Origin of the sequence: Sphingomonas pseudosanguinis (genome assembly GCF_014196255.1) — a bacterium.
In the GTDB taxonomy this organism is placed as follows: domain Bacteria; phylum Pseudomonadota; class Alphaproteobacteria; order Sphingomonadales; family Sphingomonadaceae; genus Sphingomonas; species Sphingomonas pseudosanguinis.
In genome coordinates, this window is sequence record NZ_JACIDH010000023.1 from 1 (window position 1) to 18,769 (window position 18,769).

Consider the following 18,769-nt stretch of genomic DNA (forward strand, 5'->3'; position numbering starts at 1 on the left):
CAAGCCGTCATTGCGAGCGTAGCGAAGCAATCCAGAGCGTCTTGCCTGGACACTGGATTGCTTCGCTACGCTCGCAATGACGAATCCACCTCATGCCATCCTTCTCTAGGTATGCCCTACGCGGCTACCCCCCTCCACCACCGCTTCGCGGCGGTCCCCCTCCCCGTGCCGGGGAGGAGTGGAATGCTCCAACCGCCGCCGGGGCAGAGCCTCGGGCATCTCGCGCCGGATATACTCCAGCAACCCCTCCCGTATCTCGCAGCGCAAGTCGAACGCGGTCGAGGCATCGCGCGCGGTCATCAACCCGCGCACCTCGATCGAGTCCGGCTTCACGTCGGTCACCTGCATATTGAAGAAGCGCCGGTCCCAGCGTGTGCTCGCCTCGACCAGTTCGCCCATCTTCGCCCGCAACCGGGGAATGTCCGCCGCCGGGTCGAGATACCAGAAGACCGATCCCAGCAACTGGCTGGTCTCGCGTGTCCAGTTCTGGAAGCTGTTCTCCAGGAACTTGGCGACCGGCACGACCAGCCGCCGCTCGTCCCAGATGCGCACCACCACGAAGGTCAGGTGGATCTGCTCGATCCGCCCCCACTCATTGTCAATGATGACCACGTCGTCGAGGCGGATCGGCTCGGTAAAGGCCATCTGCACGCCCGCGATCAGGTTCTTGAGCGCGGGCTGCGCGGCGGCACCGACGACGAGGCCGGCGATACCCGCCGAGGCCATCAGCGTGACGCCGATCGTGCGGATGCCGGGCACGCTGAGCAGCATCAGGCAGACGGTCAGGAACACGATCAGGAAAATGCCGATCCGCCCCAATATCTGCGCGCGCGTTCGCTTGCGCCGGGCGCGGAGGTTGTCCTCGACGCTGATGTCGGCACGCAGATAGACGACGCCCTGCAGCGCACGCAGCGCGGCCACCGCCAGCCAGCCGAGCAGCGCCGGCACGCAGAAGCCCAGCGCCTGCCGCCAGATCTCGCGCCCGTCGCTCGACATCGGCACCAGCCGCATCGCGAAGCTGACCGCGATGGCGATCGCCACCCAGCGGAGCGGCTGGCGGATATGTTCGAGGACCAGATCGTCGCTTTGGCTGGCGGTGCGCCGCGCGGCATGGCCCGCGACGCGCATGGCGACCGCATGGACCAGCACCGCGATCAGCACCGCCGCCGCGATGACGAGGACATGTTGCAGCCACAGCCATTCGGCCGGAATGTCGAGCGATCGAAGCCAGCGCATGGGGGGCTAAAGGGTCAGCGAGGCGAATGTTCCCATTTCGGTGAGGGATTCCCGTGGCCTTCGACTTCGCTCAGGCTGAACGGGTTTCAGTACCAACCTCCGTTCGGCCTGAGCGAAGTCGAAGGCCACGCCCCACCCCGCCCAGTACAAACCCCACCCCCGTCCAGCACAAAAACGCCCCCCGACCAAGGCCGGAGGGCGTCTTCATCACGAACGGATCACCGCGCCGGGCGAACCGCGCCCGTGGGGGCCGGGACCGGAGCCCCGGCAGGCGGCGGGGGCGGCGCCACGGGGGCACCCTGCGGTGCGGCACCGTTGGCCGGCGGCGGGGGCGGAGGCATCATGCCCGGACCGCCAGGGCCACCCGGTGCGCAGCCACCCGGCGGGGGCGGCGGCGGCGCGCCCGGACCACCCGGCGCACCGGGTCCGCCCGGACCGCCGGGGGGCGGGGGCGGCGGCGGGCCGTCACCGCGCGGACCACCGGGGCCGCCCGGACCACGCGGCCCACCCGGCGGGGGCGGGGGCGGACCGACCGGGGTCACCGTCCCCTGCGGATTGACCAGATACTGCGCGTGCATCACGCCGTCGTCATAGCGGCCCTGCACCATCACGTTGCTGCCGACCGCCGGCATGGCATCGCGATTGCTGGCGACCATCGCGCGGCCGGTGGCGTCCTGCACCACGAAGCGGTCGCCGAAGACTTCGGCCACCCGCCCCTTGGCGGTGACGACGCCGCCGGTCGAGGCCAGCTTGGCGATCGGCGTCGGCGTGGTCGGCGCCATGGTGACGGTCGGCCGGGTCATCGAGACGGCGGCGGCGCCACCGCCGGCACCCAGCGCGATCAGGACGGTCGCTGCGGCGGCCAGCGGCGCCTTGCCCTGGAGGCGGAGATTCGAAACATTCCATCGAGACATGGTCTGAGGCTCCTTGGTTGATGCGCCTCTTCTAGGTGATTCGCCGCGATGCCCGCTGAACCACGCGGTTCAGATTGGGTTTAGGCTTTGACGGGATAGCCCGGCATCGGGGGCAAAGGGGAAGACAAGCACGTCATGCGTATCCTGTTGGTCGAGGATGATCCGGATCTGGGCCCCGCCATCGCCCGCGCGCTACGCGCCGAGCATTGCGCGGTCGACCTGTTCGACAGCGGCATCGATGCGGGCCATGCCGGCGATACCGAAATCTATGACGCTGCCGTCCTCGACCTCGGCCTGCCCGATGGCGACGGCATGACGCTGTTGAAGGCGTGGCGCGATTCGGGCCGCAGCCTGCCCGTGCTGATCCTGACCGCGCGCGACGGCTGGTCGGACAAGGTGGCGGGGTTCAAGGCGGGGGCGGACGACTATCTGACCAAGCCCTTCCGCGTCGAGGAACTGGTCATGCGACTGCGCGCGCTCGTCCGCCGCGCGGCGGGGCATGCGCAGCCGCGTCTGACCTGCGGCCCCCTCTCTTTCGACAGCCAGACCGGGCAGTTCGAGCTGGACGGCCTGCCGCTGAAGCTCACCGCGTTCGAATGGCGCGTCCTGTCGGCACTGATGCTGCGCAAGGAGGCGGTCATCCCCCGGCTCGAACTGCTCGAGCGCGTCTATGAGGGCGATGCCGATGTCGATTCCAACAGCCTGGAGGTGATCGTCGGGCGGTTGCGCAAGAAGATCGGGCCCGAGTTGATCGAGACGGTGCGCGGGTTGGGCTATCGCCTGACCGCCGGGGATGCGGGATGAGGCCGCGTTCGATCCGGGGGCGGATGGTCCTGATCGCGGCGCTGGCAATCCTGGCGTCGCTGCTGATCGCCGGCTGGGCGCTGGCCGGCGCGCTGGAGGGCTTCGTCACGCGCGGGCTGGACCAGCGGCTCGATTCGCAGATCACGCTGCTGGCGAGCGCGGTCGATGAACGCGGCGCGGTGGATCGCGCCCGCATCGCGCGGGTGCGCGGCATGCTGGAGGGCGAACCCGGCTGGCGCTGGCGGATCAGCGGCCCCGATGGCACGCTGGGCTCGGCCGACTTTCCGCCGCTGGCGACGCTGCATCCACCGGGACCGCCCCCCGCCGGCGAGGCCGGCCCCGCCGCGCCACCGCCCGGTCCGCTGCCGCCAGACGCCGCCCCCGACCGGCCCAGCCCCGCCGAGGGGCGGACCGAACAGGGCGTCCGCGTTCATGCCCGTCAGGTCCGCCTGCCCAGCCCGCGCGGCCCCGTGACGATCAGCGCCGCCGCGCCGCGCGCGGTGGTCGCGCGTCCGATCCGCGCCGCGCTGCTGCCCCTGCTCGCCATGCTGGCCGGCCTCGGCATCCTGCTCGCGGTCGCCAGTCTGGTCCAGCTACGGCTGGCGCTGCGCCCCTTGCGCCGATTGCGCGACGATGTTGCGGCGATCCGGGCGGGCGAGCGCGCGCGGGTCGGCGAGGACCAACCCGCCGAGTTGCAGTCGCTCGCCACCGAACTCAACGCACTGGCCGCCGACAGCGAGCGCGCGCTCGCCACCGCGCGGACCTCGGCGGCGAATCTGGCCCATGCGCTCAAGACGCCGGTCGCGACCTTGGCGCTCGATCTGGCGGGCGATGCGGCGCGCGCGGCGCAGGTCGCGCGGATCGACGAGACCATCCGCCATCATCTCGCCCGCGCACGGGTCCAGGCAAGCGCCACCCGCGCGACGACAACGCTCGCGCCCGCCCTGGATGATCTGGCGACCGCCATCGGCCGCCTTCACGCCGATCGCGGCCTGACGCTCTCGGTACAGGTGCCCGGCGACCTGGCGGTGGCGCTGGATGCGCAGGATCTGGACGAGGTGGCGGGCAATCTGGTCGACAATGCCGCGCGCCATGCCCGTTCGACGGTGACCGTCACCGCCGCAGCGGAAGGCCGCCAGATCCGGCTGACCGTCATCGACGACGGCCCCGGCATCCCCGAGACCGATCGCCTCCGTGCCACGCAGGCCGGCGCGCGGCTGGACGAGCGGGGCGACGGGCATGGCTTCGGCCTCGCCATCGCGCGCGAATTGGCTGAGCTACATGGCGGGCGGCTGATCCTCGACGAAGCCCCGGGCGGCGGGCTGTCCGCCACGGTGCTGCTGCCCCGCGCCGCCGAAACCGATTGAACAGGAGAGACGCGATCCCATGACGCCCCCGCCCCATCGCCACCGGTTCCGCCAACTGGCGCTGCTGCCCGCGCTCGCCTTGCTATTGCAGGCGCAGACGACGCCACCCTCGCCCGCCGACATTTACGGGCCGCTCTTCGCCGCGGTGCAGGAAGCGCGCGTCTTTCCCGACGGCAAGACCTTCGCCGATGCGGTCCCGCGCGAGGACCCGCAGGCGATCCTGGCCGCCTATCGCCGCGAGAAACCGCGCGACAAGGCCGCGCTCGCCGCCTTCGTCCGCCGGCATTTCGCGGTCCGTGGCGAGGATACACAGGCCAAGCCGCCCTTGCGCGCGCGCATCCGTGAACTCTGGCCGGTGCTGGGCCGCGCGCCCTTCGCCGCGACGCCGGGATCGTCGGCGCTGGGGCTGGACAGCGGCTATGTCGTGCCCGGCGACCGGTTCCAGGAGATCTATTACTGGGACAGCTATTTCACCATGCTGGGGCTGAAGGCCGATGGGCAGGCGCCGCTGGTCGAGGCGATGATCGCCAATTTCGGCGATCTGATCGAACGCTATGGGCATATCCCCAACGGCACGCGCAGCTATTATCTCAGCCGGTCGCAGCCGCCCTTCTTCGCGCTGATGCTGGACCTGTCGGACGATCGCGACCCCGCCCTGGCCAAGCGGCGGCTGGCGGCGCTGATCCGCGAGCATCATTATTGGATGGCGGGGGCGACCTGCCTCGATGCCGGCGGCGCGTGCCAACATGTCGTGCGCATGCCCGACGGCAGCCTGCTCAACCGTTATTGGGATGCGCGCGACACGCCCCGCGACGAAAGCTGGCGCGAGGATCGTGAGACGGCGGCCAAGGCCGCGCCTAGGGCGACCACCATCGTCCAGCGCGATCTGCGCGCGGCGGCGGAATCGGGTTGGGACTTCAGCTCGCGCTGGCTGGCCGATCCGATGCGGCTGGAGACGATTCACACCACCGACATCGTGCCGATCGATCTCAACAGCCTGTTGTGGATCACCGAGAACCGCATCGCCACCCGCGCCCGCGCGCTGGGCGATGCCGCCACCGCCGACCGGTTCGAGGGGCTGGCCACCCGGCGCAAGGCGGCGATCGACCGCTATCTGTGGGTGGCGGGCGAACGGCGCTTCGCCGATTGGGACCGGATGGCGCGCCGCGCGACGCCGTCGCGAAGCGCCGCCGAACTGTTCCCGCTCTTCGCCGGCCATGCCAGCCGCGAACAGGCGCGCGCGGTCGCGGCGACCACCCGTGCGACCCTGCTCGGCGAGGGCGGCCTGCGCACCACCGGCATCCGCAGCGGCCAGCAATGGGATTCGCCCAATGGCTGGGCGCCGCTGCAATGGATCGCGGTCGAGGGACTGGGTCGCTACGGCGAACAGCCGCTGGCGAAGGACATCGCGCGGCGCTGGGTCGCCACCGTCGCGCGCACCTATGCCGAAACGGGCAAGCTGCTGGAGAAATATGACGTCGAGGAGCGCAAGCCCGGCGGCGGCGGCGAGTATCCGACGCAGGATGGCTTTGGCTGGACCAACGGCGTGACGGCGGCGATGCTCGAGCGCTGGCCGGATTTGGGAGCGGAGACTCCCCGCTAGCCTTCTCCCCCTCCCGCAGGCGGGAGGGGGTCGGGGGGAGGGCCGAGAGTCTCACCGAGACCATCGCCTGTGGTCTTGCCCTCCCCCAACCCCTCCCGTTTACGGGAGGGGAGAAGAAAGGGGGGCTCGAAATAAACCCTCCCCCGCCCCGCCACATCGTGTAGCGGACGCCGCATGATCGACACCCCGCACACCATCTTCGGCATCGACTTCGGCACCACCAACTCGGTGATCGCCCGCGCCGAGGGGGGAGAGTCGCATCTCGTCTCCCTCAAGGCTCCGAAGGGCGAGGACCCGGTCTTCCGCTCGGCACTGTGCTTCTGGGAGGATGACGGGATCGAAGTCGAGGCGGGTCCCTGGGCCATCGCCGAATATCTCGACTTTCCCGGCGGCAGCCGCTTCATCCAGTCGTTCAAATCGGTCGCCGCCTCGCCGGTGTTCGAGCATGCGACCGTCTTCGATAAACGCTATCGCTTCGAGGAGCTGGGCCGCGCCTTTATCGATCGGATGACGGCGCGCAGCGGCGGGACGCTGGATGGTCGCGCGGCGCGGATCGTCGTCGGGCGCCCGGTCGAATATGCCGGGCATCGCCCCGACGAAGCACTCGCCCGCCAACGCTATGACGCGATGTTCGCGCGGCTGGGGGCGGAGATCCATTATGTCTATGAACCGCTCGGCGCGGCGTTCAGCTATGCCTCGCGCATTACCGAGCCCGCGACCGTACTGGTCGCCGATTTCGGCGGCGGCACCAGCGACTTTTCGGTCGTCCGCATCGCCGCCCCCGGCGCCGCCCGCCGCTGCGAGCCGCTCGGCCATGCCGGCGTCGGCATCGCGGGCGACCGGTTCGACCAGCGGCTGATCGATCACCTGGTCCTCCCGCTGCTGGGCGCGGGCGGAAAATATCGCTCGTTCGATAAGGTGCTGGAGATACCGCGCGGTTATTTCGCCGATTTCGGCGACTGGTCGCGGCTCGCCCTGATGCGCAACCGCAAGACGCTGGCCGAACTGGAAAAGCTGCGCCGTGCCGCGCTCGACCCGGACGCCATCGCGCGGATGATCGCGATCATCGAGGAGGAGCAGGGATACCGGCTCTATGATGCGGTCGGGCGGGTGAAGCGCGACCTGTCGGCGATGGAGGAGGCGAAGTTCCGCTTTGAGGGCGGCGGCCTGTCGATCCAGGCGGATGTGGCGCGCCGAGACTTCGAACGCTGGATCGCCCCCGACCTGGCGCGGATCGAACAGGCGGTCGACCGCGCGCTGACGGCCGCCGAAACCGAGGCGGGCGCGATCGACCGGGTGTTCCTAACCGGCGGCACCTCGCTGATGCCCGCGATCCGGCGGATGTTCGAAGCGCGGTTCGGGGCTGAGAAGATCGCGACCGGGGGCGAGTTGACGTCGATCGCGCATGGCTTGGCGCTGATCGGCGAGCAGGCGGATATTGGCGCCTGGGCGGTCTGAAAAGCCCCTCCTCCCGGCAGGGGGGAGGGGTTTGGGGTGGGGGCGAGGCCACAAGCGATGGTCTCGGTGAGACTCCCCGCCCTCCCCCATCCCCTCCCGCCTGCGGGAGGGGAGCGGCTAGAGGTTAGCGTAGGACGCTATCAGAACCCCTTTTTCAGCGTCACGAACCACTGGCGCGGTGCGCCCGCGAGCAGCGTCTGCGCGGTGCCATTGGGGTCGGTGGCGGTGAACCCGCCGCTGCCGATGGTCGAGATATAGCGCTTGTCGGTCAGGTTGGTCACGCTGCCCTCGATCGCAAAGCCGCCCCAGGCTTCGGGGAAGCGATAGCCGATGCTGGCATCGACGAGCACGCGCCCCGCCACCGACTGATCGTTCAGATAGGTGAAGTAGCGCTTCGACATATAGTCCGCGCCAACCCGGCCGAAGAACCGGCTGTCGTCATAGACCAGCTCGCCCTTGACCATGTTCTGCGGCGTGTCGACGACATAGCGGCCCTTCTCGGCGAGCAGATTGCCCGATCCGTCGCGCACCGTCTGCTGATAGGTCGCATGGTTGTACGAATAGCTCGCCAGTGCCGAGAAGGCCGGGGTCAGGCGGTAGAAGGCGGAGACCTCCGCGCCATAGCTTTCCACGCCACCGACATTGTTGAGCGTCGGGGGCAGGCCCTGGATCGCGGTGCCGATCGAATAGGTCAGCAGCCGGTCGGAGAAATCGATGTAATAGCCGACCGCCGACAGCTGCAGCCCGCCGGTGCGATAGCGCACGCCGCCTTCGGCGGTCTTCGACTTTTCGGGGCGCACGGTGTTCGCGACCGCGTTGAACGCCGCCTGGCTGATCGAAAAGGGCGGCGCGGTCGCGGCGGCGATGAAGGCGCGCATATTCTCGGTATAGCTGGCGAAGACCTCGGCCTGGTTGCCCAGATGCAGGACCGCGCCGACCTGCGGCAGGAACCAGTCCTGGCTCTGGATCTTACCACGCGCCAGCGTGCCGGCCAGCAGATTGGCCTGGTTGCGCACCCGCATCCCCTTCCAGCCGGCATTGATGGTCAGCTGACCGATGTCGAGCGTGTCGCCGACCGAATATTGCAGCGTCTCGGTGTCGTACTTGCCGTTCCAGGCGGTCGACATCGGGTTCTTCTGGAAATCGCGGGCGTCACGGTTGGGCGTCGCGGTGTCGGTCATGCCATAGAGGCGACGTGCCTGGTGCAGCGTGTTGCTCTCATACCAGCCGGTCAGCTCAAGCCTGTTGGCACCCGTGGTCAGGCCCAGCTTCGCGATCGTGCCCGCCCGGTCGAGGCTGTACTCGGTGGTGCGGAACGACAAGGGCGCGGGGTTGGTGATCGGCGTCCCATCGGCATTGGGCGCGCCCAGCATGGTTGGGCTGTAGGGCGTGATCCACGACCCCTGGCCCTTATTGTGGTGGTAATAGCTGGTCGAGGTCAGCGACAGGCTGTCGGTCAGCTTGGCATCGAAGATGATCCCGCCCAGATAATCGCGGCGAAGGCCGGCGGCGTCGTAATAGCCGTCGTCCAGCGTGACGTTCTGCGGATAGGGCAGGCCGACGCCCGCATAGGGCGCGGAGAAGCCGGTCAGCGACCCGTTGGCACGCTGATAGGCCGCAGCCGCCGCCTGGTTGTTGGCGATCTTGGCGAGCCGGACCGCCAGCGGATAGTCGTTGGTGATGTTGTCGTTGTACAGGCCACGGCGACGGATGATGTCGTAGCTCAGATCCTGATAGTCGTTCTCGCGCCGGTCGGAGAAATTGACGAAGCCGGTGATCGAGCCGCGATCCCCGAAATCCTTGACCAGCTTGGCATTGGCCTGATGCTGGCGCTGGCTGCCGAACCCCTTCCACTTGTCGGTGGTCAGATAGGCATAGCTGATAGTGCCCTTCAGCCCGCCGCCCAGATCGCCGCTGTCCGCGCGGACGAAGGCGCGGATCGTGTCGTTGCTGCCATAGGTGCCCGACGCGGCGAGGCCGGCGATGTCCGAGGGCGCGCGGCTGGTGAACTGGATCGTGCCGCCCAGATTGCTGGTCGACGCGGTGCCGAGCGCGCCGGCGCCCTGCGCCACGCTGGTCGCGGCGAGATTTTCGGAGATGATCGCGCGGCTGATGTGCAGGCCGTTGGTCGGGCCATAGCTCATATCGCCCAGCGGCACGCCGTCGAGCGTGAAGCCCAGCTGGTTCTGATTGAACCCGCGCAAGGAGATGCGGGTCGACCATTCATAGGCACCGAACGGGTCGGACGCCTGGAAATTGACGCCGGGCAGCTTCGAGATCGCTTTCAGCGGCGAGGTGCCGGGCGTCAGCCGACCGAGATCGGCGGCGGTGATCGTCTGCACCTGCCGGCTCTGACCGAAACCGAGCACGACGACATCGCCCGAGGCCCCGGCCTGCTCCCCATCGACCGGCGTGGGATCGGCGGCGACCGGATCGGTCGCGACGCCCGCGACCACGGCCTGCGCGGGCAGCGTCTGCGCCGACACGCCCGATGCGATCAGCGCCAGCGGCGCGACACCGATCAGAAACTTCACCATGAACTTTGGCCCCCAAATGGCTCGTTAACCCAATGGGCCGGGCGCATGGGGCCGGGGCATGACAGGCCCAAGACAGGCGAATGACCGGTTTGTGACTGTTTACGAACCGTTACTCAAAAACAACGGGCAGCGGCTTGCCTGTTGGATGACAATTCCTTGCCGATACTTGGACTTGCTTGGCACTACAGGTTTGTTCACCCTTCTCCGGCCACCCAATGGCGAGAGTCAATGATCATGGGCACGATAACGGCATCGGCAGGGCTGGGGCGGCGGCTACCGAAGCGCCAATCGGAAAGACGCGATGCATTTTGAATGTGGCTTGGCGCTGGTCAGGAGTTTTACGCTATGATGAACCAAACGATCGGGTTCGCCGCACCGCTGGCCATAGGGGGCATGACATCACCCGCCTCACCGCCAAAGCCGCGTCATACGACATCTTTTCCCACCACCTGCCGTGCTTCCGTTCCTGCTCGCTTTTCGGGCCAGCCGTCTCAATGGCTGGGCGCCTGTGTCGCAGGAAAGGCGCAAGGGCTGGGCGTCCTGCGCATCGGTGCGCGGCAACCTTTCGCTTTCCTGGTAGGGCGCATGAAGGAGGGCCGCCCAGCAAGCGGCTTGGTCTTCAATACTGACAAATCCTATGCCGCGGCACGGGGCTTCGATGCCCATGGCAGGATATTGGTGGCTGATGGCTATCATCTCAAGGAACAGGACGCCGTCTGGGCCGACGCCGTTCGCGCCGCGCGCAGCGTCGGCGACCGGTTCGCGAAGGCCGGCAATGCCGGGTCGGCAGCCTATTATCGCCGCTTCGCCTCGGAAATCGAGAATGGTCGCCCCGAATAACAGTTTGTCTTGAGTAAAGGAAACCCAGCCGTGATCTGGAGAATAGGCATTCCGATCGGTTTGCTGGTCTTCACGGCGGCAATTCCAGCCGCGACGCGAAAGTCTGACCGAGCTGTCCGATTTCCAACAACCTGCGCGGCCATTGCGCCGACCGATATTGCCCTCCGCCCGGCGATATGGCTTGGCGATTGTGTCTTAGGCAAGGCTGACGGCCTTGGCATTCTCCGCATGGGTGGGCGGCCACTCCATGCATTTTTCGCAGGGCGAATGAAGGCCGGGCGCCCGGCCAGTGGCCTATTGTTCGACGTGGACAAATCCTATTGGACAGCCCGCGGGTTCGACGCCAAGGGCCATGTGCTTATCGCCGATGGCAATTATCTGAAAGAACAAGACCAGGCGTGGGCCGACGCCGTTCGCGCCGCGCGCAGCGTCGGCGACCGATTCGCGAAGGCCGGCAATGCCGGGTCGGCGGCCTATTATCGCCGCTTCGCCTCGGAAATCGAAAATGGTCGCCCCGAATAATCCCTAGGGCAGATCGACATTCACTTCATTCCTGCCCTGGAAGGGGAGGTGGCAGGCCGCAGGCCTGACGGAGGGGCGTCCCGGCCTGCGAGGTCGATCAAACATCGCAAGCGGTGACACCCCTCCACCATGCTGCGCATGGTCCCCCTCCCCTTGCAGGGGAGGAATGGAGGGAGGACTGAATGTCAATCTAACCCTAGGGCGGTGAAAGGGGCGCTCCGCTCGGGAGCGCCCCTTGGGTATCAGCGTGCGATACCGCCCGCCGCCAGCACCGCCAGCGTGACGAGGTCGCCGGCCGTCGAGGTCATTGGTGCAATCTGCACCGGCTTCTCCATGCCGATCAGCATCGGGCCGATCATGGAGTCGCCGCCCAGCTCGCGCAGCAGCTTGGCCGAGATATTGGCCGACTGGAGGCCCGGCATGATGAGGACATTCGCCGGACCCGACAGGCGCGAGAAGGGGAAGTTCGCCATCTGCTTGGGGTTCAGCGCGACGTCGGGCGACATGTCGCCCTCATATTCGAAACCGACCTGCCGCTTGTCGAGCGCGGCCACACCGTCGCGGACATTGTCGATCCACTGGCCTTCGGGATTGCCGAAGGTCGAATAGGACAGGAACGCCACGCGCGGCTCATGCCCCATGCGGCGGGCGACCGCGGCGGTGCGCTCGGCGATGTCGGCCAGTTCCTCGCCCGAGGGACGCTCGTTGACCGTGGTGTCGGCGATGAAGACGGTGTGGCTCTGCCCGACGAGCAGATGGATGCCGAACGGCACCTTGCCGTCGACCGGATCGATGACCCGGCGGATCTCGCGGAAGCTCTGCGCATAGGTGCGGGTGATGCCGGTGATCATCGCATCGGCCTGACCCAGTTGCAGCATCACCGAGCCGAAGATGTTGCGATCCTGGTTGATCAGCCGCTCGGCATCGCGCTTGAGGTAACCGCGCCGCTGGAGCCGCTCGTACAGGAAGTCGACCATCTGCGGCACCATCTCCGAGGTGCGGCTGTTGTGGACTTCATATTCCTGCGGGTTGGTGACGCCCAGCGCGGCGAGGCGGTCATACACGTCGTCGCGACCGACCAGGACGGGCGTGCCGTAACCACCTTCCTTGAAGGCGATGGCGGCGCGCAGCACGACTTCTTCCTCGCCCTCGGCGAACAACACGCGCTTCGGGTGCGCGCGGGCGCCCTCGTACGCGAGCGTCAGCACCGAGGTGGTCGGGTTCAGGCGCGCGCGCAGCTTCTGGCGATAGGCGTCCATGTCCAGGATCGGCCGCGTCGCCACGCCCGAGTCCATCGCCGCCTTCGCCACCGCCGAGGGGACCAGCTCCATCAGGCGCGGGTCGAACGGCGCCGGGATGATGTACTCCGGACCGAAGCTATGCTGCGTACCGTACGCCAGCGCCACTTCCTCCGGGACCCGCTGACGCGCCAGTTCGGCGATCGCGTTGGCGGCGGCGATCTTCATCTCGTCATTGATGCCCGTCGCCCGCACGTCGAGCGCGCCGCGGAAGATGAAGGGGAAGCCGATGACGTTGTTGACCTGGTTCGGATAGTCCGAACGGCCGGTCGCCACGATCGCGTCGGGGCGCGCGGCCTTGGCGAGTTCGGGGCGGATTTCCGGCTCGGGATTGGCCATCGCGAAGATGATCGGCGACGGCGCCATGTCCTTGACCATCTCGGGCTTCAGCGCGCCCGCCGCCGACAGGCCCAGGAAGACGTCCGCCCCGTGCAGCGCCTCGGTCAGCGAGCGGCGGTCGGTGACGGCGGCATGCGCCGACTGCCACTGATTGATGTCGTCGCGGCCCTGATAGATCACGCCGGTGCGGTCGCACATGATGACATTGTCGTGGCGGACGCCCATCGCCTTCATCAGCTCGGTACAGGCGATCGCCGCCGCGCCCGCGCCGTTGACGACGACCTTGATCTCGTCGAGCCGCCGCTTGGTCAGCAGGCAGGCGTTGATGAGACCCGCCGCGCAGATGATCGCGGTGCCGTGCTGGTCGTCATGGAAGACCGGGATGTTCATCCGCTCGCGCAGCGTCTGCTCGATGATGAAGCATTCGGGGGCCTTGATGTCTTCCAGGTTGATGCCGCCGAAGCTCGGCTCCATCAACTCGATCGCATCGATGATCCGGTCGACATCCTCGGTCTTCAGCTCGATATCGATCGAGTCGACATCGGCGAAGCGCTTGAAGAGGACGGCCTTGCCCTCCATCACCGGCTTGGAGGCGAGTGCGCCCAGATTGCCGAGACCCAGGATCGCGGTGCCGTTGGATATGACCGCGACCAGATTGCCCTTGGCGGTATAATCATAGGCGGTGGCGGGATCGTCGGCGATGGCCAGCACCGGCACCGCGACGCCAGGCGAATAGGCCAGCGCCAGGTCGCGCTGCGTCGCCATCGGCTTGGACGCGATGATCTCGATCTTGCCGGGGCGCCCCTCGGAATGGAACAGCAGGGCCTCGCGCTCGGAGAACTGGTCGGTGGGTTCGTCGGACATGCGCGCGGCCTTCGATGCTGTGGATACAAGGACGCTACGGCTCTTGAAGCTTTCAGGCACGGCTGACAACCCTGTCACGCGGGAGTTTTGCCGCCCTAGGCAAGACGAGCCATCAGCCGTATAAGTTGATCTATGGAGCATGAGCCCGGCATTTTCGAGCAGCGTGACGAGGCGGCGGAGCTGGCCGCCGACGAACGTGCGCTGTCGGATTTCCGGGCGGGCCGTTTCGTGCCGCACGAGAAGATGGCCGAATGGCTGAAGACCTGGGGGACGCCCGATCGCAAGCCCCTGCCCCGCGAATGGCTCGAATAAGCTGGTCGGTCCAGGCCTCGCTGCAACTCGCCGCGATCGTCGATTATCTCGAAGAATTCGATCCCGCCGCAGCCCGACGATTGGGCGTGCGATTGCTGGAACTCGCCGATTCACTAAAGGATTTTCCCGATCGCGGCCGACCGATCGCACAGGGCCGTCGCGAGATGGTGACGGTTCGCCCCTATATTCTACGCTATGTCCATGAGGGCGATACGGTGGTGATCCTCGGTATCCGCCACGCCGCCCAGCTCGCCGAAGATTGAAGATATCTCCATGACCAGCCCCACCCCGATGATGGCGCAGTATCTGACGCTGAAGGCCGAGGCCGAGGATTGCCTGCTCTTCTACCGGATGGGCGATTTCTTCGAGCTGTTCTTCGACGATGCGCGCATCGCCTCGGGCGTGCTCGACATCGCGCTGACCTCGCGCGGGGAGCATGGCGGCGAGAAGATTCCGATGTGCGGCGTGCCGGTCCATGCCGCGACCGCCTATCTGCAGCGGCTGATCAAGGCCGGGCACCGCGTCGCCATCGCCGAGCAGACCGAGACCCCCGCCGAAGCTAAAGCGCGCGGTGGCTCCAAGGCCTTGGTGTCGCGCGGGATCGTGCGGGTGGTGACGGCGGGCACGCTGACCGAGGAGGCGCTGCTCGACGCCAAGTCCGACAACTGGTGCGTCGCGATCGGCGAGGCGGGCGGCGCGGTGGCCTTGGCCGCCGCCGACATCTCGACCGGGCGGTTCGTGGTGATCGACGTGAAGGCCGATGCGCTGGGGGCCGAACTCGCGCGCCTGGCCGCCGCCGAAGTGGTCGCGGCCGAAAATGCCGCGCACGCCGATGCCGCGACCACGCTACGCCCGTCCGCGACCTTCGACAGCGGCAGCGGCGAAGATCGGTTGAAGCGGCTTTATGGCGTCGCGACGCTGGACGGGTTCGGGCAGTTCACCCGCGCCGGGCTGTCGGCGGCGGGCGGGCTGGTCGCCTATCTCGACCATACCGCCAAGGGCGCGCTGCCCTTCCTGCGCCCACCGGTCCTGAGCCAGGCGGCAGGCGCCATGGCGATCGACGCGGCGACGCGCGAAAGCCTGGAGCTGACCCAGACCGCCAATGGCCAGCGGAAAGGCTCGCTGCTCGACGCGGTGGATCGCACGGTGACGGGCGCAGGCGCCCGCGCGCTGGCGGGTGATATCGGTGCGCCGCTGATGGACCGCGATGCGATCGAGGCACGGCTCGATCTGGTGCAGCATTTCCATGACGACGCCGCGCTTCGCGAACGGCTGCGTGCGGCGTTGCGGGCATTGCCCGACATCGGCCGCGCCATCGGGCGGATCGCGGCGGGGCGAGGCTCCCCACGCGATCTGGGGCAATTGCGCGACGGGCTCGACGGCGCCTGGGCGCTGTCCGAGCAGTTGAGCGACGGCCCGCCCCTGCTGCGCGACACCACGCCGCGTCTGCGCGGGCATGGCGCGTTGATCGACCTGCTCCGCCGTGCGCTGGTCCCCTCGCCCCCGATCGAGGCGAGCGAGGGCGGATACATCGCAGCGGGTTATGACGTGGCGCTCGACGATCTTCGCGATGCGGGCGCGGGCGGACGCCGCGCGATCGCCGCGCTGGAGGCGGAGTTTCGCCAGAAGACCGGCATCACCGCGCTGAAAATCCGCCACAACGGCGTGCTCGGCTATCATGTCGAGGTGCCCGCACGCTCGGCCGACGCGCTGATGAAGCCGGAGTCGGGCTTCACCCATCGCCAGACACTGGCGGGCGTGGTCCGCTTCAACACCCCCGAACTACACGAGGTCGCGAGTAAGGTCGCGCAGGCAGGCGCCCATGCGCTCGCCGCCGAGGCCGCCCATCTTGAGGAGCTGACCGCCGCCGCACTCGCCTCGCGCGAATCGATCGCCGCGACGGCGGACGCACTGGCCCGGCTCGACGTCGCGAGCGGTCTCGCCGAACGCGCGGTCGAGGGCGGCTGGGTGCGGCCCGAACTGGTCGATCACGCCTGTTTCGATGTCACGGGCGGTCGTCACCCGGTCGTCGAGGCGGCGGTGGCGCGCTCGGGCGAGCGGTTCGTCGCCAATGACTGCTCGCTGTCGGAAAGCTCGCGGCTCTGGCTGGTGACGGGGCCGAACATGGGCGGCAAGTCGACCTTCCTCCGCCAGAACGCGTTGATCGCCGTGCTGGCGCAGGCGGGGTCCTATGTCCCCGCCACGCACGCGAAGATCGGGCTAGTCGACCGGCTCTTCAGCCGGGTCGGCGCATCGGACAACCTCGCGCGCGGCCGCTCGACCTTCATGGTCGAGATGGTCGAGACCGCCGCGATCCTGGCGCAGGCGACGCCGCGCAGCTTCGTCATCTTGGACGAAGTCGGGCGCGGCACCTCGACCTATGACGGCCTCGCCATCGCCTGGGCGGTGGTGGAGGCGATCCATGAGGATAATCGCTGCCGCTGCCTGTTCGCGACGCATTATCACGAATTGACCCGGCTGGCCGAACGGTGCGAGGCGTTGTCGCTCCACCATGTCCGCGCGCGTGAGTGGAAAGGCGAACTGGTCCTGCTGCACGAGGTGTCGGAGGGTCCGGCGGATCGCTCCTACGGTCTGGCGGTGGCGCGGCTGGCGGGGATGCCGCCCGCGACGGTGGCACGGGCAAAGGCGGTGCTGGCCAAGCTGGAGGCCGGTCGCGCCAAGACCGGCGGGCTGGCGGCAGGGCTCGACGACCTGCCCCTGTTCGCCGCCGCCGCGCAGATCGAAGAGGAACAGTGCGACGCGATCCGGGCGGAGGTGGAGAAGCTCGACGTCGATGCCCTGTCGCCGCGCGAGGCACTGGATGCGCTGTACAAGCTGAAGGCGTTGGCGCGGGAGGGGTAAGCTACCCCGTCATTGCGAGCGCAGCGAAGCAATCCAGGGCGTCCTGATCCGGCTCTGGATTGCTTCGCTGCGCTCGCAATGACGCTCGCCCCGTTCAGCCTGAGCGAAGTCGAAGGCCACGCCCCATCGCCCCGCCTCAAACGTAGTCCGTGCACTTCGACTTCGGCGCTATGCGCCGAAGTTTATCCTGAGCGGCTGGCCTGCCAGCCAGTCGAAGGGCTCAGTGCGAACGGAGGGTGGGATAATCCCATCCTCAACATAGCTATGAAAATCCGGGAAAGTGGGGAGCTTCTGTTGCCCGGTGCTCCCCGTACCGCTGGATTCCCCTTCTGTTGCCCGGTGGGGTCCGACCGCGCTATTTTGGTGTAATCTCAGGCCGTGAGGCCCTCAATTACGCCGCAATCGCGAGTGCTTCGTTATCGTTGGCACTTGTGTGTATGGGCCGTTGCGGTGGTCCCATTCCGAACGAAAACAGCGCTTTTCAACACACGTCGATCCTGGTTCGGCCCCGTCAGAAACGGTGTCCAAGTACACCACCTTTTATGGTGGAGCCGCCGGGTACTGCCCCCGGGTCCGCTGCGTCTATTACTCGCCGCAGTTTATCGTCATAGCCGGGTGAAACCCGGCAAGGACGGATATAGGAAGCCGGGCGGCATTACGCAAATGCCTTTCGCTCGCCCCATTTTGGGTCCATGGAGGCGCCCATGTTGACCCAGCGGTCCCGTTATGCGCTGCGCGCGATGCTGTTCCTTGCCGAAATGCCGGTCGAAGGGCCGCCGACCTCGATGACCCGCATCGCGGCCGAGGCCAATGTGCCGCGCAAGTTCCTGGAGCTGATCCTCGCCGACCTGAAGGGCGCGAACCTGCTCGACAGCCAGCGCGGCAAGATGGGCGGTTATCGCCTGGCCCGCGCGGCGCACCTGATCTCGCTGGGCGACATTATCCGGACGATCGAGGGACCGCTGGCGCTGGTGCCCTGCGTCAGCCGCACCGCCTATCGCCCCTGCAACGACTGCAAGAGCGAGGCGGACTGCGCCATCCGCCATGCGATGATGCGTGTGCGTGACGAGACGGCACGTATCCTCGACGGCACCAGCCTGGCCGATGCCACCGCCAAGAAGCTAGCGGCGGCGTAAACCCGTCTATTCCTCCCCTGCAAGGGGAGGTGGAAGGCCGCAGGCCTGACGGAGGGGTGTCGCCCTCTCGATAGCGGGACACCCCTCCACCAGCTTTGCTGGTCCCCCTCCTCTTACAGGGGAGGAATTTCACATATTGCGTCTTACGCCAGAGATAGGATTTTAAGAACGCCGCGCGCGCAGTTCGTCGCGGATTTCGCGCAGCAGCGCGACATCAGCCGGCTCCGCCTTGGGCTCGGCGGCGGCGACCGCCTTTTCCTTTTCGAACATCGTCGTCGCGCGGTTCACGGTGCGGACCAGCAGGAAGATGATGAAGGCGACGATCACGAAATTGACCGCCTGCGTCACGAACGCGCCATAGCCCAGCAGCGGCACGCCCGCCTTCTTCAGCGCGGCATAATCGGTCAGCGAGCCCGCATAATTGGCCGGGATCGGCCCCATGCGCAGGAAGTAGCTGGAGAAATCCAGCCCGCCGAAAATTTTGCCGATCACCGGCATCAACACGTCGTCGGTCAGCGAGGTCACGATCTTGCTGAACGCCGCCCCGATGATGACCGCCACCGCCAGGTCGAGCACATTGCCCCGCGCGATGAAGGCGCGAAATTCCTTGAGCATCGCCAAATCCCTCTATTTCTCTGATGCAAAGCGTATCGTCGCTTTTGCCCTTCGCCAAGGGA

General features: G+C 67.5%; 15 protein-coding genes and 1 other RNA gene. 10 read left to right on the top strand and 6 right to left on the bottom strand.

The window, feature by feature from the left end:
* Positions 1–105: 105 nt before the first annotated feature.
* Positions 106–1,236 (bottom strand): mechanosensitive ion channel family protein, encoded by a 1,131-nt coding sequence (locus GGR48_RS16215; RefSeq protein ID WP_183952884.1) that lies wholly within the window; start codon positions 1,234–1,236, stop codon positions 106–108.
* A gap of 218 nt (positions 1,237–1,454) precedes the next feature.
* Positions 1,455–2,150, bottom strand: a complete 696-nt coding sequence (locus GGR48_RS16220) for a hypothetical protein (RefSeq protein WP_183952885.1) — start codon at positions 2,148–2,150, stop codon at positions 1,455–1,457.
* Between the two features lie 135 nt (positions 2,151–2,285).
* On the opposite strand from GGR48_RS16220, the gene GGR48_RS16225 reads away from it, so the two are divergent.
* The 4 genes from GGR48_RS16225 (at position 2,286) to GGR48_RS16240 (ending at position 7,382) form a co-directional block, all read left to right on the top strand.
* Positions 2,286–2,954 (top strand): response regulator transcription factor, encoded by a 669-nt coding sequence (locus tag GGR48_RS16225; RefSeq protein WP_183952886.1) that lies wholly within the window; start codon positions 2,286–2,288, stop codon positions 2,952–2,954.
* Positions 2,951–4,321, top strand: a complete 1,371-nt coding sequence (locus GGR48_RS16230; protein WP_183952887.1) for a sensor histidine kinase — start codon at positions 2,951–2,953, stop codon at positions 4,319–4,321. The genes GGR48_RS16225 and GGR48_RS16230 overlap by 4 nt, the downstream gene beginning before the upstream one ends.
* Before the next feature lie 19 nt (positions 4,322–4,340).
* Positions 4,341–5,924, top strand: coding sequence for an alpha,alpha-trehalase TreA (gene treA, locus GGR48_RS16235; protein WP_240455962.1), 1,584 nt, complete (start codon positions 4,341–4,343; stop codon positions 5,922–5,924).
* A 174-nt stretch (positions 5,925–6,098) separates the two neighbouring features.
* Positions 6,099–7,382, top strand: a complete 1,284-nt coding sequence (locus tag GGR48_RS16240; protein ID WP_183952888.1) for an Hsp70 family protein — start codon at positions 6,099–6,101, stop codon at positions 7,380–7,382.
* Positions 7,383–7,522: 140 nt separating this feature from the next.
* On the opposite strand, the gene GGR48_RS16245 is transcribed toward GGR48_RS16240, so the two are convergent.
* The gene (locus GGR48_RS16245) at positions 7,523–9,919 is read right to left on the bottom strand and encodes a TonB-dependent receptor (RefSeq protein ID WP_183952889.1); all 2,397 of its coding nucleotides are present in this window, start codon (positions 9,917–9,919) and stop codon (positions 7,523–7,525) included.
* A gap of 393 nt (positions 9,920–10,312) precedes the next feature.
* Here GGR48_RS16245 and GGR48_RS16250 point away from each other — a divergent pair, with 393 nt between their 5' ends.
* Entirely contained in the window at positions 10,313–10,759 is a 447-nt protein-coding gene (locus tag GGR48_RS16250; protein WP_183952890.1) for a hypothetical protein, read from the top strand.
* Between the two features lie 30 nt (positions 10,760–10,789).
* Positions 10,790–11,281, top strand: coding sequence for a hypothetical protein (locus tag GGR48_RS16255; protein ID WP_183952891.1), 492 nt, complete (start codon positions 10,790–10,792; stop codon positions 11,279–11,281).
* A 242-nt stretch (positions 11,282–11,523) separates the two neighbouring features.
* Here the strand turns inward: GGR48_RS16255 and GGR48_RS16260 are convergent, their stop codons facing one another.
* Complete coding sequence (locus tag GGR48_RS16260; RefSeq protein ID WP_183952892.1) at positions 11,524–13,782, bottom strand: NADP-dependent malic enzyme; 2,259 nt, start codon at positions 13,780–13,782, stop codon at positions 11,524–11,526.
* 132 nt (positions 13,783–13,914) lie between these two features.
* On the opposite strand from GGR48_RS16260, the gene GGR48_RS16265 reads away from it, so the two are divergent.
* From GGR48_RS16265 to mutS, 3 genes are read left to right on the top strand one after another with little or no spacing between them, the layout of a single operon-like run.
* Positions 13,915–14,094, top strand: coding sequence for an antitoxin (locus tag GGR48_RS16265; RefSeq protein WP_183952893.1), 180 nt, complete (start codon positions 13,915–13,917; stop codon positions 14,092–14,094).
* Positions 14,082–14,357 carry a type II toxin-antitoxin system RelE/ParE family toxin gene (locus GGR48_RS16270; RefSeq protein ID WP_183952894.1) on the top strand — a complete coding sequence of 92 codons (276 nt, stop codon included), beginning with the start codon at positions 14,082–14,084 and terminating at the stop codon, positions 14,355–14,357. The genes GGR48_RS16265 and GGR48_RS16270 overlap by 13 nt, the downstream gene beginning before the upstream one ends.
* A 28-nt stretch (positions 14,358–14,385) precedes the next feature.
* The gene (mutS, locus tag GGR48_RS16275) at positions 14,386–16,956 is read left to right on the top strand and encodes a DNA mismatch repair protein MutS (protein WP_183952914.1); all 2,571 of its coding nucleotides are present in this window, start codon (positions 14,386–14,388) and stop codon (positions 16,954–16,956) included.
* A gap of 317 nt (positions 16,957–17,273) precedes the next feature.
* Here mutS and ssrA read toward each other — a convergent pair.
* Positions 17,274–17,623: a transfer-messenger RNA gene (gene ssrA, locus GGR48_RS16280) on the bottom strand.
* Positions 17,624–17,660: 37 nt separating this feature from the next.
* Here ssrA and GGR48_RS16285 point away from each other — a divergent pair.
* Positions 17,661–18,092 carry an RrF2 family transcriptional regulator gene (locus tag GGR48_RS16285; protein ID WP_183952895.1) on the top strand — a complete coding sequence of 144 codons (432 nt, stop codon included), beginning with the start codon at positions 17,661–17,663 and terminating at the stop codon, positions 18,090–18,092.
* Between the two features lie 162 nt (positions 18,093–18,254).
* On the opposite strand, the gene mscL is transcribed toward GGR48_RS16285, so the two are convergent.
* On the bottom strand, positions 18,255–18,707 hold the full coding sequence (gene mscL / locus GGR48_RS16290) for a large conductance mechanosensitive channel protein MscL (protein ID WP_183952896.1): 453 nt from the start codon (positions 18,705–18,707) through the stop codon (positions 18,255–18,257).
* Between the last annotated feature and the right edge of the window lie 62 nt (positions 18,708–18,769).